We start from the raw sequence: 25165 nt of genomic DNA, 5'->3' as shown, positions 1-25165 counted from the left end.
CGGATCAGCGTGGGTGAGCTGCGAGGAATGCCTGGCAGTCATTGGCCGCCGGAATGGATTTCATGCGATCGTTGAGCCAGCCCAGCGCGGCGACGGGTTCCACCGCTTCCCGTGTGGCGTCGGGCCAGAAGGCGATCTGGATGCCGTCGCCCATCTTGCAGGCTTCGGTGAGTGCCCGCTCCGTCGACGCAGCGGGGATGACCGAGTCCCTCCCGGCGTAGATGATGTACATCGGCGCCGCGGTGGGTCCCTGCGGCAGGTTCGTTTTCTGGAGGTAGCCCCGCAAGGTCGCCAGCGCCTCGGGATCCGCCGGGCGGAGGTCGTCGGCGCTGAGTTTGTCCGCCAGTGCGATTCGTTGTGCGCCATCCCCACAGCCGAGCAGCGCATCCCAATTCTCCTGGGCCGCCCCACGCCGATAGTCGTCGAGTTCGAAGTCGTAGTAGTACTGGTCTTTCAGCGCGGCGAGGTAGGCGATGTAGGCCAGTTTCTGGTCGGTGTTCAGCGTGCCGGCCATCGCGGCATCCGCGAGGTCGTCGATGTTCGCCGTCGGAGCCAGTGACGCGGTGGCGACCAGATTGAGGTCGTAACCGTAGTTGTCGATGAGTTCGTTTGCGGCCCAGGCGGCTTGGCCACCCTCGCGGGCGCCCAGCGCCGCCCAGGATGTCGACGTATCGGGCACCATGGTCCGGGCGGCCCGCACGGCGTCGATCATGTTGTAGCCGGCCGTGGTGGAGTCCAGATAGGGGTGGAAGTCGTACTCGTCGGGTGCACTGGGCTTTCCGAGCCCCTGATAGTCGGGCACGGTCACGACGTACCCGGCCTTCAGCAGCGCCACCACGGTGCTCGCTTCGCCGCGCAGGTCGGGCGACAGGGACGGTGCGCAGTCAGCGGCCGTCCCCGCCGTTCGGTGCCCCAGCGCGACCACCGGGAATCCGTCTTTGGGCGGATTGCCCTTGGGCACGAACACCGTCCCGGTCACGTGCGAGACCGCGTCGTTGACTCCGTTGCGGGAGGCGTACGTGATGGTCTTGGCCGACGAGCTGGCCTCGCGCAGGTCCGGGACCAGATTCTCCAGCGGCGCTTCGGAGAGAACGTGGCCGGCGTCGTCGGGACGTTCGGTCGCGGCCCGGTCCGACGATCCACCGCACGCGGTGAGGACGGCGAGAGCGAATAAGAGCGCGACGACGACTCGAACCATCTGGCGTCCCCTAGCTGGTGATCCGTATGCGGTGGGCGGCCTCCATCATTTCACTGCGGGCGCTGTGGCTACGCCGGATGGCCGATTGGACGACCGTCTTCGGTAATAGATTGGGCAGCATGGCTGTGATCGATGTGACGTCGCACGGTGCCACCGGGGATGGGACGACCGACGACCATGCGGCTGTGATGGCCGCGATCCGGCAGGCTGCCGAGGCCGGTGGCGGCACCGTGTTCTTCCCCGCCGGTGAATACGCGCTGTCGGGTTCGATCGGGAACGGCGCGGACGGGTTCTCCCACGTCTGGCTGCTCGGTGACGGTGAGCGTGCCGCGCGCCTGCGGGTCACCACGAACGTCACGCCGATCAGTGGATGCTGGACCGAAAGCCGGATCGAGAATCTGAAGATAGATACCGACTTTCAGGGCTCGCCGGCACTGGACGTCGACCTGGACAAGAGCTACGTCAAGCACTGCTGGATGGTCGGGTGGACCGATTACGGCATGCGGCTCAACGCCAACACCGAGGGCCTGCTGAATTGGGTCGATGACAATTTCATCGAGCAGAGCACGGGCTACGGCATTTACACCACATACCGGTTCTTCGACTCGTGGATCGTGAACAACAACATCGGATCGACGGGGCCCAACCTGTCGATCGAGGCCGGGCCGGTGCGCATCCTGGCCAACCACCTCGACGGGGCGCCGCAGCACAACATCGAGCTACGCGGGAACAAGCAACTGACGATCATCGGCAACATCTGTGAAGGCGCGCGCCGGGAGGCCATCGTTTTCACGATGCCGCCGTGGCTGGAGTCCGATGACGAGCAGGTGGCGATCGTCGGCAACAACATCACGAACGGCGGCAAGGGCGCGCCGAACCAGTATCCCGCGATCGGCATCTATTCGGTTGACGCCGACCGCCGGACCAAAGGGTTCAACATCACGGGCAACTTCATCGCCAACACCGACGACGGGGCGGGCTGGAGCTACGCGGTGGACGCGCAGTATGTCGACGACATCGCGATCTCCGGAAACCAGTGGGACAACAACGGATACAGCATCGCCCCGGTGCGGGCCGAAGGTCGTAACGTCGGGATTGCGGGCAATACATCGGGCAATCCGGTGTCGCCGGTGCACCGCACGGTCGCGACGTTGTCCGGGGGTGACACGTTCGAGGATTCGCCCGGAGCCGAGTACGTCTACCTGGTCCCGCCGGGGGTTTCGGCCGTCACGCTGCCCACTGCCGCGCGAAACACCTGCCGGTACACCGTCAAGAACGTCTCCGGCGCAGCCGTGACACTGAGTGCCGCACGGGATCAGGAGATCGACGGGAAGAGCGATTTCACCGTTGCGGATCGTGCGGCTGTCGATGTGATCTCCGACGGGGCGAATTGGTGGGCCCTGTGACCGGTACTTGAGCCATTGGTCAGTCACCCATTTTGGGTGAGGAATCTTATCGAGAGAGCGCGAAATCGTAATGAAGGTCAGCGAATTCGCTGCTGGCCCGGCGCTTTCGTACTACGGTCAGGTTCTGTTCGCGCGCATTTCCCAGCACAGCCCGCTAGGTAAAGGTGAACATGACCGCCTCAGGTACCCATTACGACGTCATCGTCATCGGCTCTGGATTCGGCGGAAGTGTCGCCGCGATGCGGGCCGCCGAGAAGGGTTATCGCGTTGCCGTGATGGAATCCGGCAAACGCTGGCCCGATGCCTCGATCGCGAAGACAAGCTGGAATGTCCGGAAGTTCCTGTGGCAGCCAGAGTTCGAGATGTTCGGAGTACAGCGCATCGAACTCCTCGATGATGTGCTGATTCTGTCCGGCGCCGGTGTCGGTGGTGGCTCGCACGTGTATGCGAACACGCTGTATGTGCCGCCGCGGAGGTTCTTCGATGCGCAGGAATGGGCCGGGATCACCGATTGGGCCGACGAACTCGCGCCCTACATCGACCAGGCCCGGCGCATGTTGGGTGTGGTCCGGGTGCCGTACATGCCGACCGATGTTGACCGCTACATGTGGCAGGTCGCCGATGAGATGGGTATCGGGCACACGTTCAACCGGGCGCCGGTGGGTGTGTATTTCGGCACCCCTGACGAGGAAGTCGAGGACCCCTACTTCGGCGGGGCCGGGCCTCGTCGTCGTGGCTGCGTCAACTGTGGCGACTGCATGATCGGCTGCGGGCGCAACGCCAAGAACAAGCTGACGGTCAACTATCTGTATCTCGCCGAAAAGCTCGGTACCGAGGTTCACGAACTACACGAGGTGTACGAGGTCGAGAGGCTGGAGGGCGGCGGGTTCGAAGTGCTGACCCGCCATCCGGGCTGGGCACATCGGGCGGCCCGCGCGCAGCGCCGACGCTACACCGCCGACCAGGTGATCGTGGCGGCACACGCGTACGGGACGGCAAAGCTGCTGCTGCACATGCAGCATGCCGGCAAACTGCGCGGGATGTCGAACCAGCTCGGTGAGCGGGCCCGCACCAATTCGGAGCAATTGCTGAGCGTGAATCGCTCGTACCCCGAGTGGAAGGAGGATCCCGAGAAGATCCACATCACCCCCGGTGCGGTGTCGATCACGTCCGGTGTCTGGCCCGACGAGATGACCAGCATCGAACCGGTCTACTACGGCGTCGGCAGCAACCTGATGGCGTTCATGTTGAGCTACCACCAGCGCGGCGACCAGAAGCATCCGACGCTGAACCTGCTGAAGGAACTCGTCACCCATCCGGGCAACGTGTTGCGTGGCAGCGATCCCCGACATTGGTCGGAGCGCATGGCCGTCCTGCTGTGCATGCAGGCCGACGACACGTCGCTCGAGTTGTATTGGAAGAACGGCATGTTGCGCAGTCGCAAGAGCAGCGTGAAGTCACCGCCGGTACACATCCCCGTGGTCGAGCAGTTCGCCGACCGGCTCGCCGAGACGATGGGGTCACAGCAGTACGCGATGCTGTTCGAATCGATCAACCGCACCGCCTCGGCGCATTTCATCGGCGGCATGCCGATCGGCGACACCGCCGAGGAAGGTGCCGTCGACCCCTATCACCGGGTGTTCGGTCAACCCGGCCTGCACATCTTGGACGGCAGCGTGATGCCGTCCAATCCCGGCGTCAATCCGTCGCTGACGATCACCGCGATGGCCGAACGTGCAATGTCGTTCTGGCCCAACAAGGGTGACCAGGACGGTCGGCCTCCACTCGGATCCGGTTACCAACGGCTGACCGCGACCATGCCGCACCGGCCGGTCGTCCCCGCCGGCGCACCCGGGGAGCTTCGACTGGACGCCCGGCACCAGGACGTCATTCCCGATTACCCGTACTGAGCGCCCAGAATCAGCGAGGTCACCATGACGACACCGAATGCACCGACGCAGCGGCGCCTCGGGCGCGCCGACGAATTGCCGGATGGCGCCGTCAACCCGTATTACCTCGACGACCGCAAATGGCGGGTGTCGGTAGCGCGGGTCGCCGGGAAGCTCTACGCGTTCGACGATCTGTGCACGCACGAGGCATGTCCGTTGTCCGCCGGAATGCTGACCGGAACCACCATTCTGTGCCAGTGCCATGGGTGCCGCTATGACATCGCCACGGGGACGGTACTCAAGGGCCCCGCGGTCCGGCCGCTGGCCACATATGAGGTCACCGAAACCGACGGAATGATAACCATTTCCGGCTGAGCCGTGCAGAGCCGGGAGTATAGGAACCGCCGCAATGCGACATCGTTTTGCTTGCTGTGCGATTCGCTTTGCTGGCAACGCGGCGGTAGTGGCGTTCCTTTGTGGGTCGAATTAGATCGCTGAGTTGGTTTTCCGCGTAATCCGGATCGTACATAGGCATAATTGGCCCGCATGGATCCCAATTCGAAGTCATATCAAGCAGATAAGTCTGACGAATTTCGTGGGAGGCTGCCGCGGCGCAGGATGCTGGGTGGGCTGGCGGTGGCCGGTGTGGCGACCACCCTGATCGCAGCGTGCAACGACGAGTCTGGCGGCGGATCGTCCGGCGGCGGCGGTGGGGGCGCAGTCAAGACCGACAACAGTGTCAAGGGCGCGAGCGAGGCCACCAAGGAAGCCAACAAGAAGGTCGCCGATGCCTTGCCGTTCAACGACAAGTCCGATTTCGAGGATGCCAAACGTGGGCTGCTGGAGCGACCGGAGACCCTGACGATCAAGGACGCCGACGGCAACGTGGTGTGGGACCTTGAGGAATACAAGAAGTACATCGCCGAGGACAAGCCGGCACCGGACACCGTCAACCCGAGCTTGTGGCGAAACGCCCAGCTGTGTATGGAATACGGGTTGTTCGAGGTGGTTCCGGACAAGATCTATCAGGTCCGCGGGTATGACCTGTCGAACATCACGTTCATCCGGGGCAATACCGGCTGGCTCGTGTACGACACCCTCATCTCGCCCGAAACCGCCAAGGCGGCACTGGATCTGGTCAATCAGAAGCTGGGTCCACGACCGATCGTCGCCGTGCTGCACAGCCACTCACATGTGGATCACTACGGCGGCGTGCGTGGCATCATCAACCAGGCCGACGTCGACTCGGGCAAGGTGAAAATCATCGCTCCGGCGAACTTCGTCGAAGACGCGGTCAGCGAGAACGTGATCGCGGGCAACGCCATGGGTCGGCGCGCGGTCTACATGTACGGCGCACTGTTGCCACGTAATGCCGAGGGTGGTGTCAACGGTGGCCTGGGTATGACGGTGTCCACTGGTCTGCCGACGCTGGTCCTGCCCACCGACACGATTTCGGCGTCGGGGCAGAAGATGACCGTCGACGGTGTCGACATGGAGTTCCAGTTCACCCCGGGCACGGAAGCGCCCACCGAGATGAACACCTACTTCCCGCAGTTCAAGGCCATGTGGATGGCGGAGAACACCACCAACACCATGCACAACCTGCTCACCCTGCGCGGTGCGCAGGTACGTGATGCGCGGATCTGGGCGAAGTTCCTCGACGACACGATCAACATCTACGGGCCGAACATCGACGTGAAGTTCCAGAGCCACCACTGGCCGATGTGGGGCAAGGACAAGATCATCGACTACTGGAAGAAACAGCGTGACATGTACAAGTACATTCACGACCAGTCGGTGCGCCTGATGAACAACGGCCTGATCGGTTCGGAGATCGCCGAAGAGATCCAGATGCCGCCGGAGTTGAACAACTTCTGGCCCGACCGTGGGTATTACGGCACGCTGAAGCACAATTCGCGGGCGGTGTATCAGCGCTACATGGGTTGGTATGACGGTAATCCGGCCGACCTGGATGACTTGCCGCCCGAGCCAGCGGGCAAGAAGTACGTCGAGTACATGGGTGGGGAGTCCGCGGTCCTGGAGAAGGCCAAGAGGGACTTCGACAACGGCGAATACCGGTGGACGGCCATGGTCCTCAAGCATGTGGTGTTCGCCAACCCGAACAATGCCGACGCCAAGAACCTTCTGGCAGACAGCTTTGAGCAGATGGGCTATCAGGCGGAATCCGGTCCGTGGCGGTCGGTGTATCTGCAGGGCGCCTACGAACTGCGCAACGGTGTGCCGAGCGCGGGCGGAACCGATGTCGCCAGCCCGGACACCATCAACGCCATGCCTCCGGAGATGATGTTCGATTATCTGGCCGTGCGACTCAATGGCCAGAAGGCCGCTGGTAAGAACATCACGTTGAACGTTGACTTCACCGATCTCAACAAGCAATACGGTCTGCGCGTCGAGAACGGTGTACTCAACTACACGACTGCGCCGATCCCGAACGCCAACGCGAATTTGAAGTTGACCAAAGACACGATGAACCAGATTCAGTTGGGCAAGCTCAAACTCAACGACGGCATCGACCAGAACAAGGTCACGCTCGACGGCAACCGACAATCGGTCGACGACTTCGTCGGCATGCTCGACACCTTCCCATTCTGGTTCAACATCGTCACCCCGTAGCCTGTTGCTTGTTGCCTCACCCAAAATGGGTGAGGCAACAGGCTTCTTGTGAATCTGCGCTCGGCGTCAGTCGGTAAATCATCAACAAGCTGTTGACGCGGAGGCATAATTCACCCCCATGGATCCCAATTCGAAGTCATATCAAGCAGATAAGCCTGACGAATTGCGGGCGCAGTTGCCGCGGCGAAGGATGTTGGGCGGCCTGGCGGTCGCCGGCGTCGCCACGACTCTCGTCGCCGCGTGTAACGACAAGAGCGGTGGCTCCACGTCCGGCGGTGCGGGAGGAGTCAGCACCGACAACAGTGTCAAGGGCGCCACCGAAGCGACCAAGGCGGCCAACCAGAAGCTGCTCGACACACTGCCGTTCAGCGACAAGAGCGATTTCGAGGACGCGAAGCGAGGTCTGCTCGCCAAACCCGACACCCTGACGATCAAGGACGCCGACGGCAATATCGTCTGGGATCTGGAGGAATACAAGAAATATATCGGCGACGACAAACCAGCGCCGGATACCGTCAATCCCAGCTTGTGGCGCAATGCCCAGCTGAACATGCAGTACGGCCTGTTCGAGGTCGTGCCCGACCGCATCTATCAGGTCCGCAACTACGACCTGTCCAACCTCACCCTGGTCAGGGGAGACACCGGTTGGATCCTCGTCGACGTGATGGTCTCGCCGGAAACCGCCAAAGCCGCGCTGGACCTGGCCAACCAACATTTGGGCGCCCGGCCGATCCATGCGGTGGTGATCAGTCACTCTCACACCGACCATTACGGCGGTATCCGTGGAGTCGTCAACCAGGCCGACGTCGACTCGGGCAAGGTCAAGGTCATCACACCGGAAGGTTTCGTCGACCACGCGGTGAGTGAGAACGTGATCGCGGGTAACGCCATGTCGCGCCGCGCGGTCTACATGTTTGGCGCACAGCTACCCCGCAACGCCCAGGGCGGCGTGAATGCAGGACTGGGGCAGACGATTTCGAATGGTGTGCCCACGCTGATCATTCCGACCGACGTCATCACGACCACCGGGACCAAGATGACGGTCGACGGGGTCGACATGGAGTTCCAGTTGACTCCCGGTACCGAGGCGCCGTCGGAGATGAACACCTTCTTCCCGCAGTTCAAAGCCCTGTGGATGGCCGAGAACACGGTCAACACAATGCACAATCTGCTGACCCTGCGCGGGGCGCAGGTGCGCGATCCGCTGAAGTGGTCCCAGTTCCTCGACGAGACGATCCGGTTGTACGGACCGAACACCGACGTGAAATTCCAGAGCCACCACTGGCCGATGTGGGGCAACGAGAAGGTCATCGACTATTTCAAGCGCGTGCGTGACATGTACAAGTACATCCACGACCAGTCGGTGCGGATGATGAACACCGGCATGATCGGGTCCGAAATCGCCGAAGCGATCTCGCTGCCGCCGGAGTTGAACAACTTCTGGCCCGACCGCGGCTACTACGGCACGCTGAAACACAACTCCCGTGCGGTGTATCAGCGGTACATGGGCTGGTATGACGGCAACCCGTCCGACCTCGACGACCTGCCGCCGGCGGATGCGGCCAAAAAGTACGTCGAGTACATGGGCGGAGAGGGGTCGATCCTGGACAAGGCAAAAAAGGATTTCGACGCCGGCAACTACCGCTGGACCGCGATGGTGCTCAAGCAGGTGGTGTTCGCCAACCCGGACAACTCCGATGCCAAGAATCTCCTTGCCGACAGCTACGAGCAACTCGGCTACCAGGCCGAGTCCGGGCCCTGGCGCTCGGTGTACCTGCAAGGTGCCTACGAGCTGCGCAACGGAGTGCCCGACGTGGCTGCGACAAACTCGGCGAGCCCCGACACCATCAAGGCCATGCCGCCCGAGTTGCTGTTCGACTACCTCGGGGTCCGGCTGAACGGGCCCAAGGCTGCGGGGAAGAACATCACGATGAACGTCAACTTCAAGGACCTGAAGAAAGAATATGGCCTGACGGTCGAGAATGCCGTGCTCAACTACGCGCCGGCACCGGTACCGAACGCCAATGTCACGGTCACCCTCGACAAGGCGACGCTCGACGACATCCAGCTCGGGAACCTCAAGCTGCAGGACGCGATCTCGCAGAACAAGGTCACGATTGACGGCAACCGGGCGTCGTTCGACGAGTTCATGGGCCTGCTCGACACCTTCCCGTTCTGGTTCAACATCGTCACTCCCTAGCTACTGCGAGAATGGTGTGCTGCCCTGCCGCCCGCAGGGCGGCACACCGTGCCCGGGACAGTGATCGATAGGAACCAACGTGCAGCCCTCCGGAACATCCTCGATGCAGCCGGTGCCGTGGTTTCTCGCCACCATCCCGTCGTCGAGCCCCGGGATGCTGCCGCGTCCGGCCATCGGCCGCACCCTGAACGAGCACAACACCGGCAGACGGGCCGTGCTCGTCGCCGCTCCGTCGGGGTTCGGCAAGACCGTCTCCGTCGCGCAGTGGGCTCACGAGCGTCAACGTGCCGAACCCGGCTCACTGGCGTGGCTGACGCTGACCGAGCGGATCAACGACCGCAGGGACGTCCTGCGCGGCATCTTGACCGCGTTGCTGAACAGCGCACGTGACGCCGGGGACGGCTCGCTGGATCAGGCCTTGTCCGGGGCGTTCGACTCGGCCTCCTACGATGCGGCGGTTGCGGCCCTGATGGCCATCGATCCGCGCCGGAACGTGACCATCGTGATCGACGATTTCCAATTCGCCCGGTCGGTATGGGCTGATGACGATGTCGTGGAGCTGGTCGAGAACGGACCGCAGTGGTTGCGGTTCGTCCTGATCACGACTGACCCGGTCGGCCCGTCGTGGGCTCGGCTGCGGGTCCACGACAAGGTGGCGGTCATCGGTTCGGCCGAACTGTCTTTCACCCGCGGCGACGTGCAGGCACTCGTCGAGCAACGCGGTACGTCGACCAGGCCCGAGGACGTCGACCGCATCTTGACGGCGAGCGGCGGCTGGCCCGGTGCGGTTCGACTCATCCTGGTCAGCGGCGACGAGGCCGCCGCGTTCTCCGACGATGTCGACCTCACCGACTACATCGGTACCGCGGTGCTGGCCCGGATGCGGCCGGACCTGGCCGATTTCGCGCTGAAGGCCACCGTCTGCCCCCGCGTGGACGAGCATCTGGCCCGCGTACTCACGGACCGTCAGGACAGTGGTGAACTGCTCAATGACTGCGTGGCAGCGGGCCTGTTCCTCGAGCGCATCAGTTCAGGGGAAAGCGCAGTCTTTCAATGGCATTCGATCTTCGTCAAGCATTGCCAGGAGATCCTGAGGCGGCGTCGGCCGGAGGAGTGGACGCGGCTCAACCGGTTGGCGGCGGTCGAGCTGGCCCAGCAGTACCCGCTGGAAGCTGTCGAGCACGCCGTCCGGGGTGATGACCGTTTCGGATATGACATCGTCGCCGACCACTGGCTCGAGCTCCTGCTGCAGTCTCGTTCGGGTGCACTCGATCTGGCCTGCGTGCGACTCACCGAGGCCTTCGGTGAGAATCCCGAGATCCTGATGATCCGGTCCAGCTGTCGTGCCATGGCCGGCGACGACGTGACGGCGGCGCTGTTGTTCAACCGGGCCGCGCGAATGTCGCAGTCGGAGCAGGAGCCGGGGCGGCTCGACCTGATCGCCGATCTCACGCAGCTCCTGATATCTGACGACCGTGACGTGATGGACAGCGCCGCAGGGCGCGTCGAGACCGCGCTGTCAGACCGTGAACTGGTCGCACCGCGTGTCTATGCGTGCGCGCTGTTCGTGCTGGGCTGGGCGGATTCGCGGATGCGGCGCAGTCCGACCCGTGGTTCGGAGTATCTGGAGGCCGCCGTGCACGAGTGTGCGGCCCTCGGGCTGCCGGAGGTGGCTTACCGCGCCAGGCAGAGCCTCGCTTTCGCACTGGCTCACTCGGGCGAATTGGGCCGTGCGCAGCAGGCGCTGCACCTGGCTGTGTCATCCGGCGAATCCACTCCCGAGCTTTGGCTGTCGCACGACGGTGACGGTATCGAACGCTTCACGGCGGGATGGATTCACTTCTGGCATGGTGAGATCACCTCGGCCGTCGAGGATTTGATCCCATCGAGCGGCACCGTCGGCGTGGGGTACCCCGATACGTCGCGGATGTTCCTGGCGTTCAGCGCGGCCACCCTCCGCGACAACCGTGTGCTGGCCGTCGCTGAAGCCGCCGTGGCCCGGATGCCCGATGCCGACACGCACGGAGTGCCGTGGGTCAGCTACAAGACGGCCAGCCGTGCCCGTCTGGCCGAAGCCCGCGGTGATCGCAACCTCGCGCTGGACCTGGCCGCGAGTGTGGTTGGTTCTCAACACGTTCCGATGGTGTCAGCGGTCCTCGCCGGGATGTGCCGTCGTCTGGGTGGTCTGAGCCTGGCCGACCGCCTGGCCCACCAGGCGCTGGAACCGCAGCTACCGGGGTATATCGGCGCGTATGCGCTGTACACGCTGGCGCTGTTGGCCTGGCAGAACGGACAGGCCGAACAGGCTCATCAGCGGATGGAAGAGATGTTGGCCGCCGCGTGCCCCGAGCACGTGCGCTACCAGTTCGTCGACAACCCGGACCCGGTCTGCCAAGAATTACTGGCCGCCCACCGCTCGTATACCGCATACCCCGATTTCGTCGAGCAAGCACTGCTGGCGAGCGAGCATCGCCGGTCGGATTCTGGCGCGGGAAGCCTGACGCCGCGTGAGCGCGAGATTCTGGCCTTCCTGCGGACGCCGATGACGATGCAGGAGATCGCCGACAAGATGTCGATCTCGGTGAACACGCTCAAAACCCACCAGCGCGCCATCTACCGCAAACTCGGTGCGACCAACCGGCGAGAAGCCATCAACCGGGCGGCCCGCTAGCGTGATGCCGTGACCGAAGAACTCGTCGCCGTGTATGACGCCGACGGCAATGTGATTGGCGCGGAGCCACGTTCGCGTGTCTATGCCGAGGGTCTGTGGCACGCCAGCGCCGGTGTGCTCGTGCGTTCTGCCGACGGGGCGCGCATCTATGTCCACCGCCGCACGATGACCAAGGCCGTGTTCGCCGGCATGCACGACTGCCTGGCCGGCGGGGTTGTCGACCCCGGGGAGACGCCGCGGCAGGCCGCAACCCGGGAACTGGCCGAGGAACTCGGTATCAGCGGCCCGCCCTTGGCGGCGCTGGCCTCGGCGGCCTGGGACGGGCAGTGGGCGGGAAAACCCATGCGGTGTCACCTGTTCGCCTACGAGGTGCGCTGGGACGGTCCGATCCACCACCAACCCGAGGAGATCGTCGACGGCTGGTGGTGGACCGACGAGGAGCTGGCAATGCACCTGGCCGACCCGGACTGGCCGTTCGTCCCTGATACCCGGGTCCTGATCCCGCAGCTGCTGCGCTTACGTCAACACCCTTGAGGTAGTGCGAGCGGTGGTCCTTACTGGTGGTAACTCACCATCCAGGAAGATAACCGTGCAAACCGTCTTCGAACGAAACGCCCCTGCAAGCAGCCTCATCGACCGCTCGTTGGCCACATCGGCACTCCAGCCGTTCTGGCTCGATGACCTGCCTGGTCAAACCCGCTACCCGGGGCTGACCAAGCCGTTCTCCCGCTACGACCTGGTCGTGGTCGGCGGCGGCTACACCGGGCTGTGGTCGGCCTTGCTGGCAAAACAGCGGGACCCGGGAATCCGGGTCGCTCTCATCGAGGGCCAGACCATCGGATGGGCAGCCTCGGGGCGCAACGGCGGTTTCGTCGAGGCGTCGTTGACCCACGGTGCCGAGAACGGCCGCAGCCGCTGGCCCGACGAGATCGAGACCCTCGACCGGCTGGGCCTGGAGAACCTCGACGGCATCGAGAAGACCGTCGCTTCGCTTCGCCTCGACTGTGACTTCGAGCGGACCGGCTCGATCGCGGTAGCGGTCGAGCCCTACCAGGCTGCCGAACTGGCCGGTGCCGCACTGCGGCCGGACCAGGTTTACTTCGACCAGCAGGCGATCCGCGCCGAGGTGCAGTCACCCACATACCTGGCCGGGGTGTGGTCCAAAGACGCCGCCGCGCTGGTTCACCCCGCCAAGCTCGCCAGCGAACTCGCCCGTGCCGCAGGTGAACTCGGCGTGGAAATCTACGAGAACAGCAAGGTGCTGGGGCTCCGGCAGGAGCATCGGGACGGGCCGCTGTCGGTGCGGACCGAGCGCGTGTCGGTGCAAGCCGACCGAGTGATCCTGGCGACCAACGGTTTTCCGTCGCTACTGAAGCGTTACCGCTACCACACGGTGCCGGTCTACGACTACGCCTTGATGACCGAACCGCTGACCGATTCGCAGCTGGCCGAGATCGGCTGGGGCAACCGGCAGGGCATCAGCGACATGTCGAACCAGTTCCATTACTACCGGCTGTCGAAGGACAACCGGATCCTGTGGGGTGGGTACGACGCGATCTATCACTTCGGCGGCCGGATCCGGCCCCAGTACGAGGATCGCGATGCCACCTACCGCAGGCTGGCAGGCCACTTCTTCACGACGTTCCCGCAATTGGAGGACGTCAGGTTCACCCACCGCTGGGCCGGTGTGATCGACACCTCGACGCGGTTCTGTGCCTTCTTCGGATCGGCGTACGGGGATCGAGTCGGATATGCCGCCGGATTCACCGGGCTCGGCGTGGCGGCCACGCGATTCGCGGCCGAGGTCATGCTCGACCGATTCGCCGGCGCGCCGACGCCCCGCACCGAACTCGAGATGGTCAAGTCCATCCCGGCACCGTTCCCTCCAGAACCATTGGCCTCAGCCGGAATTCAGGCCACCCGGTGGTCACTCGACCGCGCCGACCATCGTGAGGGGCGGCGCAACGTCCTGCTGAAGGCGCTCGATTCCGTGGGGTTGGGGTTCGACTCGTGAGTGAGCCCGCCCTGCCCAGCGGCGCCGTCGACGCCTCGGCGCTGGTGCTCGACCACACCCCGCTGCCCGACGAACTGGTGGTGGCGGGAGCGCCGACGACAGGACATCGTGACCTCACCGGATTGTCGGACGTGACGATCGGGATCTGGGAACACACGCCCGGGGTGTCCCGCGACGTGGAGGCCGACGAGGTGTTCGTCGTCCTCAGCGGCGACGCGACCATATCGTTCGACGACGGTGGGCCGGCGCTCGATCTCCGTGCGGGCAGCCTGGTCCGGCTGCACGAAGGGCAACGCACCACCTGGACGGTCCGCGAGACGCTGAGAAAAGTCTTCATCGCATAGCGTTCCCTCGTGCCATGGTGCGGTGACGCCGCACAATGGCACGAGGGTGTTGACGTAAGGGCGAAGAAGGCGCGCGGATGGGCAGAACACTGAAGTCCGAATCGCCGAGGCGACGGCGGCGGCAGACGAAGCAGGGCGTGGTGTTGTCCGAGGAGCTCATCGTCGAGGCCGCGCTGCGTGTGTTGCAGTACCACGGCGCCGCCGGCTTGAGTGTGCGGCGCCTCGGTCTTGCGCTGGGGGCCGACCCGACTGCGCTGTACCGCTACTTCCGCGGCATCGAGGACGTGGTGCTGGCGATCACCGACGAACTCCTGCGGCGGGTGGTCGACGGGTGGGAACCGACCGGGCACTGGCGGGAGGACATGCGTGAACTCGGGCTGCGCGTACACCGCGTCTATCTAGAGCACCCGCAGGCCGGAGTGCTCGCCGCGAGCCGGGTGACCGGCGGTGCCCACGAGGTCCAGATCATCGAGACAGTTCTGGGATTACTCCGGTCGGCCGGATTTCCCGAGCGGGAAGCCGTCGATGTGTATCACGCCTTCATCGACCAGATGCTGGGGTTCGCCGCGCTCGACGCGGCGTTCGAGGCGTTGCCTGCCGAACACCGTGAGCGCGACGACGAGACGTGGCGCCACACCTACGCGCAACTGCCGGCCGAGACCCATCCGAACATCGCCGCCACCAGTCGTTTTCTCGACGAGTCGATGAGGCGGAGTGGCTGTGAATCGGCCCTCGAGTTGCTGCTCGACGGTATCTCGTTGCGGCTCGACGGCTACCGGTCCTAGCGGGTCAGACTGCCCTGGCGGCGATGCCGTCGAGCAATTGGCTCAACCCGGAACGGAATTCGGTCTTCTGGTCCTCGTCAGGCTGATCGAATGCGCCGGCGTCGATCGCGGCGGCCAGGGCCGGGAAGCGCGCCGGGGTCACCAGCCGGCGCAGCAACGCGGGGTACTCGCTGTCGTCGACCTCGCGGCCCTCGATGGCCAGTGCCGCCGACCCTCGCGTGAAGATCAGCACGGCGATGACCGCGCTGAGCTTCTCGCGTTCGGTCAGGGCCGTGCCCGACAGGGTGGCCAGCCCGGCGTCCAGCCAGGCGAGTTGGCCGGGATCAGCGGGCAGACCGGCAGCCGCCGTCTGCAGGATCCATGGATGGCGGTGGTAGACGCCCCACAGTTCGTCGGCCCAATGCGTCAGTGCCGCACGCCAATCCGCGCGCTCGGGGGCCGAAGGCGGTGGGCCGGGGCCGGTGGCGAGCATGAACGTCACCAGCTCGTCCTTGTTGGCCACGTGCCGGTACAGCGACATGGTGCCGCACCCGAGCCGCTCGGCCAGCCGGGCCATCGACAGGGCCGCGAGGCCGTCGGTGTCGGCGAGTTCGACGGCGGCGGCGACGATGGCCTCCCTGGTGAGTCCACGTGACCGCCGCGGCGCCGCGTCCGGTTGCCAGAGCAGGCGCAACAGGCGGGGGAGCGGGGTATCTGGGCCGGTCATCAAGGCTCAGAGTAATCAGTGACATCGGAGTGCGTATGCCATACCCTTTTGCGTATGGCATACGCATCGAAGCGCTCGGCGGGGCCGGCGATGGCACTCGGACTGATCGTCGTGGCATTTCTCGGGTATTCACTGCCGCCGTACCTGGTGGGCGGCACCCGGGTGCAGTCCACGTTCGGCTTGCATTACCCACTGCTGGTCGCGCACGTCCTGTTCGCGAGCGTGGCGATGGTGTGCGCGGTCGCGCAGATCTGGCCGGGTCTGCGGCGTCGGCACCCGGTGCTGCACCGGCGCACCGGCCGCGTCTACGTCGCGATGGCGATCCCGGCCGCCGTCTGCGCGATGGTGATCGGGGCGGCGACACCGTTCGGCCCGATTCTTAGGGTCAGCGACGTGGTGCTCGGCGCGCTGTGGCTGTGGTTCACCGTCGACGGCTTTGTGGCGGCGCGCCGGCGGCGTTTCGGCGCGCACCGCCGCCAGATGCTGCGCAGCGCGACTCTGGCGTTGTCGATCATCACCAACAGGATCTGGTCGCCGGTGCTGTATCTGAGTTTCGAGCCGTTGCGCGACAGCGTTTTTGGCGGGAGCGAAGAGAAATTTGTCTGGGCGGTAGCGGGCGTGGGCGGTTGGTTGGGCTGGACGATTCCGCTCCTGCTCGTGGAGCTGTGGATGCGACGACGGCCGGTTCCGGTCACCGCCCGATCATTGAGTGGCGTCTGAATTGGCCGTGATCCGATCGATGATCGCCAATAGGCCGTCGTCCTGCTGCGCCTGCACCGCGTGCCCGCCGAGTGCGCGGTGCAGCGCGCTGTAGTACAGGCCGTCACCGATCAGCTTCACCGCGCGGGCCACGTCGAGGTCGCCGAGCGTGTCGTGAAGGAGGTTCAACCAGTTGGCCGAAACCGTCTCGATGACCGCCCGGGCGTGGTTGTCACCGGCCTGCTGCAGGCGGGATACCGCCACCAGGGTGCGATCGAGCGGAGTACCCGCGTAGTGCGATGACCGGATGTAGTAGCGCGCCGGGCCGTCGGGCGCCGTCCGCATCTCTTCCACGTCGTCAGCGGCCAGCGCCAGCAGTCGGTCGCACAGGGCGCCGGCGAGGCGGTCCTTCGATGGGAAGTGGTAAAGCAGACCGCCTTTCGATACACCCGCCTTTGCGGCCACTGCATCGAGGGTGGCGTACCGCTCGCCTTCGACGGCGAGGACGTCCTCATAGGCATCGAGGATGCGGTCCCGCGACGAAGCCATTCCCAGAGCCTACGACAACGAGCCAGAACTGTACCGTCTGGACGGTATAGTGAGCGGGTTCGGTCGGCGTGATGGTGAGGAGCTGGTGATGCGGGTGTACCGCGACGTGCTCGGCGCGCCGGGCGTGCTCAACATGACCGCTTCCCAGCTGTTCGCCCGGTTGCCGCTGGGCATGCTCAACCTGGCGATCCTGCTGCACGTCCAATCCAAGACCGGCTCCTACGCATTGGCCGGTGCCGCGGTGGCCTGCGTCAGCGTCGGGGAAGCCGTCGCGATGCCGGTAACCGCCCGGCTGGCCGGGCGGGGAATGACGGCGACGCTGGTGGTCGCGGCCCTGGCGAACGGTGCCGCCATGCTTGCCCTCGCTTTCGCCGGCCCCACACCGGCGCTGCTGCTGGCACTGGGGGTGGTGACCGGTGCCTCCGTGCCACCGCTGATGCCGGTGGTCCGCGCGCTCTATCCGCAGCTGGTATCCCGCGACGGGGTGCGCGCCCTGTTCGCGTTCGACACCACTGCACAGGAACTGATCTGGGTTGTCGGTCCGTTGGCCACGACCTTCCTCGCGTCGATGCTGTCGACCGCGATCCCGTTGATCGCCTCCGCGATGATCACTGTCGTCGGGACCGGTTGGTTCCTGCTGAGCGCCAGGCATCTTCGCCCGGCCTCGCGCAAGGGCGCCTCGGCATTCGGTCGGGTGATGGCGAACCGGGCGGTCATCCTCGCGATGGTCGCCAGCCTCGCGCTGGTTGCCTCCTTCATGGCGCTGGAAGTCGGCATCGTCGCTGTGTTCGGCCGCACGGGTCTGACCGCCGGCCTGGCGATCGCAGTGGCGAGCGTGGGATCCCTGATCGGTGGACTGGTGTTCGGGCACCGCCGATTTGGACTCGCCGGCTTGGTAACCGCGCTGGCGACAGTGGCAATCGGGACCGGGGTGTTCGGGGCCGTCGACAACCGCGCATGGGAATTCGCCGCGTTGTTCGTCTCCGGTCTGGGCTTCGCCCCGGCAATGTCGGCGCTGTACCTGATGGTGTCGAGGGAAATCGCGGACCACTCCGCGACGGAGGCGTTCGGCTGGCTCAACAGCGCCGCACTCGTAGGTGGCGCAGTGGGTACCGCCGTCGCCGGCGTGGCGGCCGATGCGCACGGCGGCACCGGCCCGATCGTGGTGTCGACGGTGCTCGCCGTCATCGCGGCGGCCACGCCCGTTGCCGCTCGCCTGGCGGGTCCGTTGGCGGGCCTCACCGATCAACCGCCCACGCGAACCGGCGCGGGCGCGACGGAGCAATGGTCAGCCACGTCAGAGCTGGGATTGAAGGCAACGTCAGTTTCACCAGCAAATGCCGGCGAGCAGGTGTAATCTCCTCCGCGATCAGTCTTACCGGTGTCGAATCGCCAACCGGAGTGAGGTCGCCATGGCTACCGGATCCAACTCAGCGTTCAACGGCAAGATCGAACTGGACATCAGGGATTCCGCACCGGACTGGGGACCTTACGCGGCACCCACCGCCGTCGAGAACGCTCCGAACGTGCTCTATCTGGTGTGGGACGACACCGGCATCGCCACCTGGGACTGTTTCGGCGGTTTGGTGGACATGCCCGCGATGAGCCGGATCGCCGAGCGCGGAATTCGGCTGTCGCAGTTCCACACCACGGCGCTGTGCTCACCCACCCGCGCCTCACTGCTCACGGGCCGCAACGCCACGACGGTCGGGATGGCCACCATCGAGGAGTTCACCGACGGGTTCCCGAACTGCAACGGCCGGATTCCGTACGAGACCGCGCTTCTGCCGGAGGTGCTCGCCGAGAACGGCTACAACACCTACTGCGTGGGCAAGTGGCACCTGACTCCGCTGGAGGAGTCCAACCTCGCTGCGACCAAACGGCATTGGCCGTGCTCGCGGGGATTCGAACGGTTCTACGGATTCATGGGCGGCGAGACCGACCAGTGGTATCCGGACCTGGTCTACGACAACCATCCGGTGGACCCGCCCGCCACACCCGAGGAGGGCTATCACCTGTCGCGGGACCTGGCCGACAAGACCATCGAATTCATCAGGGATGCCAAGGTGATCGCCCCGGACAAACCCTGGTTCACCTACCTGTGCCCGGGAGCCGGCCACGCCCCGCACCACGTGTTCAAAGAGTGGGCCGACCGGTACGCCGGGCGGTTCGACATGGGTTACGAGGCCTACCGCAACATCGTGCTGGAGAACCAGAGGCGGCTCGGTATCGTGCCGCCCGACACCGAGCTGTCGCCCGTCAACCCTTATGCGGATGTCAAGGGGCCCAACGGCGAACCGTGGCCCGCGCAGGACACCGTCCGACCGTGGGAGTCGTTGTCGACCGACGAGAAGCAGCTGTTCGCCCGGATGGCGGAGGTGTTCGCCGGCTTCCTGTCCTACACCGACGCCCAGATCGGCCGGGTGCTGGACTTCCTCGAGGAGACGGGACAGCTCGACAACACCATCATCGTGGTGATCTCCGACAACGGGGCCAGCGGCGAGGGCGGGCCGAACGGCTCGGTCAACGAGACCAAGTTCTTCAACGGCTACATCGACACCGCCGAGGAGGGGCTCAAGTTCATCGACCGGCTGGGCTCACCCGAGACCTACAACCATTACCCCATCGGCTGGGCCATGGCCTTCAACACGCCCTACAAGCTGTTCAAGCGCTACGCCTCCCACGAGGGCGGAATCGCCGACACCGCAATCATCTCCTGGCCCAACGGTATTCGGGCCCACGGTGCGATCCGCGACAACTACATCAACGTCTGCGACATCACCCCGACGGTCTACGACCTGCTCGACATCACGCCGCCGGCGAGTGTGCGCGGGGTTCCGCAGAAACCGCTGGACGGCGTGAGCTTCAAAGTGGCACTGGACAATCCGGAGGCGCCGACGGGCAAGGAGACCCAGTTCTACACCATGCTCGGCACCCGGGGTATCTGGCACAAGGGCTGGTTCGCCAACACCGTCCACGCCGCCACCCCGTCGGGATGGTCGCACTTCGACGCCGACCGCTGGGAGCTCTTCCACATCGAAACCGACCGCAGCCAGTGTCATGACCTGTCCGACGAAGAACCGGACAGGCTCGCCGAACTGAAAGAGCTGTGGTTCAACGAGGCCGGCAAGTACAACGGGCTGCCGCTGGCCGACCTCAACATCCTGGAGACCATGACCCGGTGGCGCCCGTACCTGGTCGGGGAGCGGTCCCGCTACACCTATTACCCGCACACCGCGGAAGTCGGGCTCGGTGCGGCCGCCGAACTGCGCGGGCAGTCGTTCACCGTGCTCGCCGACGTCACCGTGGACGGGGCCGACACCCAGGGCGTGTTGTTCAAGCAGGGTGGCGCACACGGCGGTCACGTGCTGTTCCTGGCCGACGGGCACCTGCACTACGTCTACAACTTCCTCGGCGAGCACGAGCAGTCGTTGGTCTCACCCGATCCGATCCCGTTGGGGCGGCACATCTTCGGTGTCCAGTACCAGCGGGCCGGCACTGTCGAGGGCAGCCACACCCCAGTGGGTGACACCACCCTGTACGTCGACGACACCGCAGTGGCCACCCTGGCCGGGATGCAGACTCACCCGGGCATGTTCGCGCTCGCCGGAGGCGGCATCTGCATCGGCCGCAACACCGGATCGGCAGTGTCCCGGCAATACCGGGCGCCGTTCGCGTTCACCGGCGGCACCATCGGACAGGTCACCGTCGACCTGTCCGGCGAGCCGTACCAGGACCTGGAACGTCAGCTCGCCGTCGCGTTCTCGAAGGACTGAGCGATGAACCCGGCACTGATCCGGTTGGGTATGGGCACGGTCGCCATCGCCGTGCTGTCAGGGTGCGCCACCAGCACTGTCGAGGGTTCGCACGCTGCGACGACGGTCCCTGGCACGACGACGGCCGGCACCACGCAACCTCAGCCCACGACGACGAAATCCGACGAGACCTCGTCGGCGCCGTCGTTCGAGATGCCGGTCTACGGCGTCGAGCCCACCACCACGCGGGTCCTCGCGCCCGGTGAGGTCACCTGCCCGCCCCCGGCCGGACACACCGTCACCGTCCACAGCTCGGTGCCGGGCTCGCCGACACTCACCGTCGGTGTCCCGGAAGGGTTCTCCGAGGCGACATCTCACGGTGAGGGGGTACGGCTGACCGGGCCCGCCGGGATGACCGCCGAGATCACCCTCACGCCGACGAGCCGCGACGCGCGGGACGACTTCGAGCGCTACAGCGACGACCGTGTGAAGAAGTACCCGATCAACAGCGTCAGCGTGTTACCCGGCGACCTGTGCGGCTACAGCGGCCAGAAACTCATGGGCATGGTGGCCGAGCAACCCGGCAAGGCCACGGATTACGCCGACCGCATCGTGCACCTGTGGACCAACAGCGGCGATTTCCTGGCCGTCGTCCGTCTCGAGGCGCCCGGCGAAACACCCGGATTCGACGAAGCCCGCTCGGCGATGCTCGCCGACTTCGGGGTCACGATGCCGGGCTGAACGGCCGGCGGTCGGCGGGACTAGCCTCGGTGCCGTGGCCACCGAACTCATCGAACTTCCCGGCGGGACCTTCCAGATGGGTTCGACGGCGTTCTACCCCGAAGAGACCCCGGTGCACAGCGTCACCGTCGCCGCATTCGCCATCGAGAAGCATCCGGTCACCACCGCCCAGTTCGGGGCCTTCGTCGAGGCCACCGGGTACGTCACGATCGCCGAACGGCCGATGGATCCTGCGTTGTATCCCGGCGTGGACGAGGCCGACCTGGTGCCCGGCGCTCTGGTGTTCCGGCCCACCGACGGACCCGTCGATCTGCGGGACTGGCGCCAGTGGTGGGACTGGGTGCCCGGCGCGAACTGGCGTCGACCGTTCGGCCCCGATCGTGAGCCGGCCGGATCCGACCATCCCGTCGTCCAGGTGGCGTACCCGGACGCCGCGGCGTACGCGGCCTGGGCTGGGCGGCGGTTGCCCACGGAAGCCGAGTGGGAGTACGCGGCACGAGGGGGAGTCGAGGGCACCTATGCCTGGGGAGACGAGGTGACCCCCCGCGGCCAGTTGATGGCCAATACCTGGCAGGGGCGGTTCCCGTACCGCAACGACGGCGCGCTCGGCTGGCGCGGCACCTCGCCGGTCGGAAGCTTCCCGGCGAACGCGTTCGGCCTCTCGGACATGATCGGCAACGTGTGGGAATGGACCACCACGCGGTTCACCGGCCAGCACCGGCTGCAGGCCGATGCGCCGGCGTGCTGCCCGCCACCGGCCACCGCCGATCCCACGGTGAATCACGCGCTCAAGGGCGGTTCGCACCTGTGCGCGCCGGAGTACTGCCACCGTTACCGGCCGGCCGCGCGGTCACCGCAAGCGCAGGACAGCGCGACCACCCACATCGGATTTCGCTGCGTGGCCGGCTGACGGCCGCTGATCGCGATCCGCGGCGATTTGGCGCATTCGCCGTGCTCACCTAGTATGTAGGGGTTGCCTTGGGCAGACCTCGGTTGACTGCTGTTTTGAGTCAGCCCCGCGTGCCCTTCGGAAACAAAGACCGCGCACGTCCAGGTCGGTATCTGGCGTGCATACAAAACCAGGTCAGGAGATCGAGTGATTCAGCAGGAATCGCGGTTGAAGGTCGCCGACAACACGGGCGCCAAGGAGATCTTGTGCATCCGTGTGCTCGGTGGCTCATCGCGACGCTACGCAGGCATCGGTGATGTCATCGTCGCGACCGTCAAGGACGCCATCCCCGGCGGCAACGTCAAGCGCGGCGATGTCGTCAAGGCCGTCGTGGTGCGCACCGTCAAGGAGCGCCGCCGTGCCGATGGCAGCTACATCAAGTTCGACGAGAACGCGGCCGTCATCATCAAGGCCGACAACGACCCCCGCGGCACCCGCATCTTCGGGCCCGTCGGGCGGGAACTGCGCGAGAAGCGCTTCATGAAGATCGTCTCGCTGGCGCCGGAGGTTTTGTGATGAAGGTCCACAAGGGCGACACCGTGCTGGTGGTCTCGGGTAAGGACAAGGGCGCGAAGGGCAAGGTCATCGAGGCCTACCCGACCCGCGACAAGGTCCTGGTCGAGGGCGTCAACCGGATCAAGAAGCACACCGCGCAGTCGCAGAACGAGCGTGGCGCGTCGTCGGGCGGCATCGTCACTCAGGAAGCCGCCATCCACGTGTCCAACGTGATGGTCGTCGATTCCGACGGCAAGCCGACCCGCGTGGGTTACCGCGTCGATGAGGAGACCGGCAAGAAGGTCCGCATCGCCAAGACCAATGGCAAGGACATCTGATGACTGCACCAGAGAAGGTTCAGCCCCGGCTGAAGCAGCGCTACCGCGAAGAGATCCGTGAGGCGCTGAACAAGCAGTTCGAGTTCGACAACGTCATGCAGATCCCGGGCGTCGTCAAGGTTGTCGTCAACATGGGTGTCGGCGACGCTGCCCGTGACGCCAAGCTGATCAACGGTGCGGTCAGTGACCTGCAGCTGATCACCGGCCAGAAGCCGGAGATCCGCAAGGCCCGCAAGTCCATCGCACAGTTCAAGCTGCGTGAGGGCATGCCCATCGGCGCCCGCGTCACCCTGCGCGGCGACCGGATGTGGGAGTTCCTGGACCGGCTGATCTCGATCGCCCTGCCCCGTATCCGCGACTTCCGCGGCCTCAACGGCAAGCAGTTCGACGGCACCGGCAACTACACCTTCGGCCTCAACGAGCAGTCGATGTTCCACGAGATCGACGTGGATTCCATCGACCGTCCCCGCGGCATGGACATCACCGTCGTCACCTCGGCGACCAACGACGACGAAGGCCGTGCGCTGCTGAAGGCGCTGGGCTTCCCCTTCAAGGAGAACTGAGCACATGGCAAAGAAGGCGTTGATCCACAAGGCCAACAAGAAGCCCAAGTTCGCGGTTCGCGCGTACACGCGGTGCAACAAGTGCGGTCGCCCGCACTCGGTCTACCGCAAGTTCGGGCTGTGCCGTATCTGCCTGCGCGAGATGGCGCACGCGGGCGAGCTGCCCGGCGTGCAGAAGTCCAGCTGGTAACACAGACCCCCAACAACAGGTTGCGGAAGGCCTCCCCCAAAAACTGGGTACGGGGAACCGCCGCGAGGAAGGTGAGCCGGTTGTCATGACGATGACTGACCCGATCGCAGACTTTTTGACACGTCTGCGCAACGCCAATTCGGCGTACCACGATGAGGTGACTCTGCCCCACTCGAAGATCAAGGCGAACATCGCCGAGATCCTCAAGAAAGAGGGCTACATCAACGACTACCGCACCGAGGATGCTCGCGTCGGCAAGTCCCTGGTGGTGTCGCTCAAGTACGGCCCCAGCCGTGAGCGCAGCATCGCCGGCCTGCGCCGGGTGTCCAAGCCCGGCCTGCGGGTCTACGCAAAATCCACCAATCTGCCTCGGGTGCTCGGCGGCCTGGGCGTGGCGATCATCTCCACGTCCTCGGGCCTGCTCACCGACCGCCAGGCAGCTCGACAGGGCGTGGGCGGCGAAGTCCTCGCTTACGTCTGGTAGGGGGCAGCAAAACATGTCGCGTATTGGAAAGCAGCCGGTCCTGGTTCCCGCCGGGGTCGATGTGACGATCGACGGCCGCAACGTCTCGGTCAAGGGCCCCAAGGGCACCCTGACCCTGGATGTCGCTGAGCCGATCACCGTCGAGCGCAACGACGACGGCGCCATCGTGGTCAGCCGTCCCGATGACGAGCGGCGCAGCCGCTCCCTGCACGGTCTGTCCCGGACCCTGGTGGCCAACCTGGTCACCGGTGTCACCGAGGGCTACACCCGCAAGATGGAGATCTTCGGCGTCGGCTACCGCGTCCAGCTCAAGGGTTCCAACCTGGAGTTCGCACTCGGTTACAGCCACCCCGTGGTGATCGAGGCGCCGGAGGGCATCACCTTCGCCGTCGAGACGCCCACCAAGTTCTCGGTCTCAGGCATCGACAAGCAAAAGGTCGGTCAGATCTCCGCGGTCATCCGCCGCCTGCGCCGCCCCGACCCGTACAAGGGCAAGGGCGTGCGTTACGAGGGTGAGCAGATCCGCCGCAAGGTCGGAAAGACAGGTAAGTAATC

24 protein-coding genes are annotated in these 25165 nt (G+C 65.2%); 21 read left to right on the top strand and 3 right to left on the bottom strand.

From position 1 onward, the window contains the following. Positions 1–4: 4 nt before the first annotated feature. Positions 5–1198 (bottom strand): lipase family protein, encoded by a 1194-nt coding sequence (locus tag G6N57_RS30830; protein ID WP_077742187.1) that lies wholly within the window; start codon positions 1196–1198, stop codon positions 5–7. Positions 1199–1317: 119 nt separating this feature from the next. Between G6N57_RS30830 and G6N57_RS30825 the strand changes: the two genes are divergently transcribed. From G6N57_RS30825 to G6N57_RS30780, 10 genes are all read left to right on the top strand, one after another. Beyond that, entirely contained in the window at positions 1318–2604 is a 1287-nt protein-coding gene (locus tag G6N57_RS30825; RefSeq protein WP_077742186.1) for a glycosyl hydrolase family 28-related protein, read from the top strand. A 170-nt stretch (positions 2605–2774) separates the two neighbouring features. Continuing rightward, positions 2775–4514: an FAD-dependent oxidoreductase gene (locus tag G6N57_RS30820; RefSeq protein ID WP_077742633.1), complete on the top strand. Its 1740-nt coding sequence runs from the start codon at positions 2775–2777 to the stop codon at positions 4512–4514. A 24-nt stretch (positions 4515–4538) separates the two neighbouring features. Continuing rightward, entirely contained in the window at positions 4539–4868 is a 330-nt protein-coding gene (locus tag G6N57_RS30815) for a Rieske (2Fe-2S) protein (protein WP_077742185.1), read from the top strand. Positions 4869–5138: 270 nt separating this feature from the next. After that, positions 5139–7127 carry an alkyl/aryl-sulfatase gene (locus tag G6N57_RS30810; RefSeq protein WP_234815550.1) on the top strand — a complete coding sequence of 663 codons (1989 nt, stop codon included), beginning with the start codon at positions 5139–5141 and terminating at the stop codon, positions 7125–7127. A 118-nt stretch (positions 7128–7245) separates the two neighbouring features. Beyond that, positions 7246–9327, top strand: a complete 2082-nt coding sequence (locus tag G6N57_RS30805) for an alkyl/aryl-sulfatase (RefSeq protein WP_234815551.1) — start codon at positions 7246–7248, stop codon at positions 9325–9327. 79 nt (positions 9328–9406) lie between these two features. Further along, positions 9407–11998 carry a LuxR C-terminal-related transcriptional regulator gene (locus G6N57_RS30800; RefSeq protein ID WP_133118285.1) on the top strand — a complete coding sequence of 864 codons (2592 nt, stop codon included), beginning with the start codon at positions 9407–9409 and terminating at the stop codon, positions 11996–11998. Positions 11999–12007: 9 nt separating this feature from the next. After that, positions 12008–12532: an NUDIX hydrolase gene (locus G6N57_RS30795; protein WP_077742180.1), complete on the top strand. Its 525-nt coding sequence runs from the start codon at positions 12008–12010 to the stop codon at positions 12530–12532. 55 nt (positions 12533–12587) lie between these two features. Next, a complete protein-coding gene (locus tag G6N57_RS30790) occupies positions 12588–14012 on the top strand; it encodes an NAD(P)/FAD-dependent oxidoreductase (protein ID WP_077742179.1) in 1425 nt (474 codons plus the stop codon). Further along, positions 14009–14356 (top strand): cupin domain-containing protein, encoded by a 348-nt coding sequence (locus G6N57_RS30785; RefSeq protein WP_075921613.1) that lies wholly within the window; start codon positions 14009–14011, stop codon positions 14354–14356. The genes G6N57_RS30790 and G6N57_RS30785 overlap by 4 nt, the downstream gene beginning before the upstream one ends. A gap of 77 nt (positions 14357–14433) precedes the next feature. Further along, positions 14434–15141, top strand: a complete 708-nt coding sequence (locus tag G6N57_RS30780) for a TetR/AcrR family transcriptional regulator (RefSeq protein WP_077742178.1) — start codon at positions 14434–14436, stop codon at positions 15139–15141. Positions 15142–15145: 4 nt separating this feature from the next. Here G6N57_RS30780 and G6N57_RS30775 read toward each other — a convergent pair whose 3' ends face one another. Beyond that, positions 15146–15847: a TetR/AcrR family transcriptional regulator gene (locus G6N57_RS30775; protein ID WP_077742177.1), complete on the bottom strand. Its 702-nt coding sequence runs from the start codon at positions 15845–15847 to the stop codon at positions 15146–15148. Positions 15848–15901: 54 nt separating this feature from the next. Here G6N57_RS30775 and G6N57_RS30770 point away from each other — a divergent pair, with 54 nt between their 5' ends. Then, positions 15902–16567, top strand: a complete 666-nt coding sequence (locus G6N57_RS30770; RefSeq protein WP_077742176.1) for a DUF2306 domain-containing protein — start codon at positions 15902–15904, stop codon at positions 16565–16567. Here the strand turns inward: G6N57_RS30770 and G6N57_RS30765 are convergent. Next, positions 16550–17095 carry a TetR/AcrR family transcriptional regulator gene (locus tag G6N57_RS30765; RefSeq protein ID WP_077742175.1) on the bottom strand — a complete coding sequence of 182 codons (546 nt, stop codon included), beginning with the start codon at positions 17093–17095 and terminating at the stop codon, positions 16550–16552. The two genes, G6N57_RS30770 and G6N57_RS30765, sit on opposite strands and share 18 nt — an antisense overlap. Positions 17096–17144: 49 nt before the next feature. Between G6N57_RS30765 and G6N57_RS30760 the strand changes: the two genes are divergently transcribed. The 10 genes from G6N57_RS30760 to rplF all read left to right on the top strand — a co-directional run bounded on the left by G6N57_RS30760 (position 17145) and on the right by rplF (position 25163). Then, entirely contained in the window at positions 17145–18452 is a 1308-nt protein-coding gene (locus G6N57_RS30760; protein ID WP_234815552.1) for an MFS transporter, read from the top strand. 55 nt (positions 18453–18507) lie between these two features. Further along, entirely contained in the window at positions 18508–20871 is a 2364-nt protein-coding gene (locus G6N57_RS30755) for an arylsulfatase (RefSeq protein WP_077742174.1), read from the top strand. Between the two features lie 3 nt (positions 20872–20874). Further along, a complete protein-coding gene (locus tag G6N57_RS32155) occupies positions 20875–21591 on the top strand; it encodes a hypothetical protein (protein ID WP_234815553.1) in 717 nt (238 codons plus the stop codon). Positions 21592–21625: 34 nt separating this feature from the next. After that, the gene (locus G6N57_RS30745) at positions 21626–22501 is read left to right on the top strand and encodes a formylglycine-generating enzyme family protein (RefSeq protein WP_077742173.1); all 876 of its coding nucleotides are present in this window, start codon (positions 21626–21628) and stop codon (positions 22499–22501) included. 186 nt (positions 22502–22687) lie between these two features. Continuing rightward, positions 22688–23056 carry a 50S ribosomal protein L14 gene (gene rplN, locus G6N57_RS30740; protein ID WP_003883432.1) on the top strand — a complete coding sequence of 123 codons (369 nt, stop codon included), beginning with the start codon at positions 22688–22690 and terminating at the stop codon, positions 23054–23056. Beyond that, positions 23056–23373, top strand: coding sequence for a 50S ribosomal protein L24 (gene rplX / locus G6N57_RS30735; protein ID WP_003883431.1), 318 nt, complete (start codon positions 23056–23058; stop codon positions 23371–23373). The genes rplN and rplX overlap by 1 nt, the downstream gene beginning before the upstream one ends. Then, the gene (gene rplE / locus G6N57_RS30730) at positions 23373–23936 is read left to right on the top strand and encodes a 50S ribosomal protein L5 (RefSeq protein ID WP_036441172.1); all 564 of its coding nucleotides are present in this window, start codon (positions 23373–23375) and stop codon (positions 23934–23936) included. The genes rplX and rplE overlap by 1 nt, the downstream gene beginning before the upstream one ends. Before the next feature lie 4 nt (positions 23937–23940). Further along, positions 23941–24126, top strand: coding sequence for a type Z 30S ribosomal protein S14 (locus G6N57_RS30725; RefSeq protein WP_003883429.1), 186 nt, complete (start codon positions 23941–23943; stop codon positions 24124–24126). An 85-nt stretch (positions 24127–24211) separates the two neighbouring features. After that, complete coding sequence (gene rpsH, locus G6N57_RS30720) at positions 24212–24610, top strand: 30S ribosomal protein S8 (protein ID WP_036441169.1); 399 nt, start codon at positions 24212–24214, stop codon at positions 24608–24610. Positions 24611–24623: 13 nt separating this feature from the next. Beyond that, positions 24624–25163 (top strand): 50S ribosomal protein L6, encoded by a 540-nt coding sequence (gene rplF, locus G6N57_RS30715; protein WP_036441167.1) that lies wholly within the window; start codon positions 24624–24626, stop codon positions 25161–25163. Positions 25164–25165 lie beyond the last annotated feature (2 nt).

This window comes from Mycolicibacterium boenickei (assembly GCF_010731295.1).
GTDB lineage: Bacteria > Actinomycetota > Actinomycetes > Mycobacteriales > Mycobacteriaceae > Mycobacterium > Mycobacterium boenickei.
This window is presented reverse-complemented; position numbering and strand designations above follow the sequence as displayed.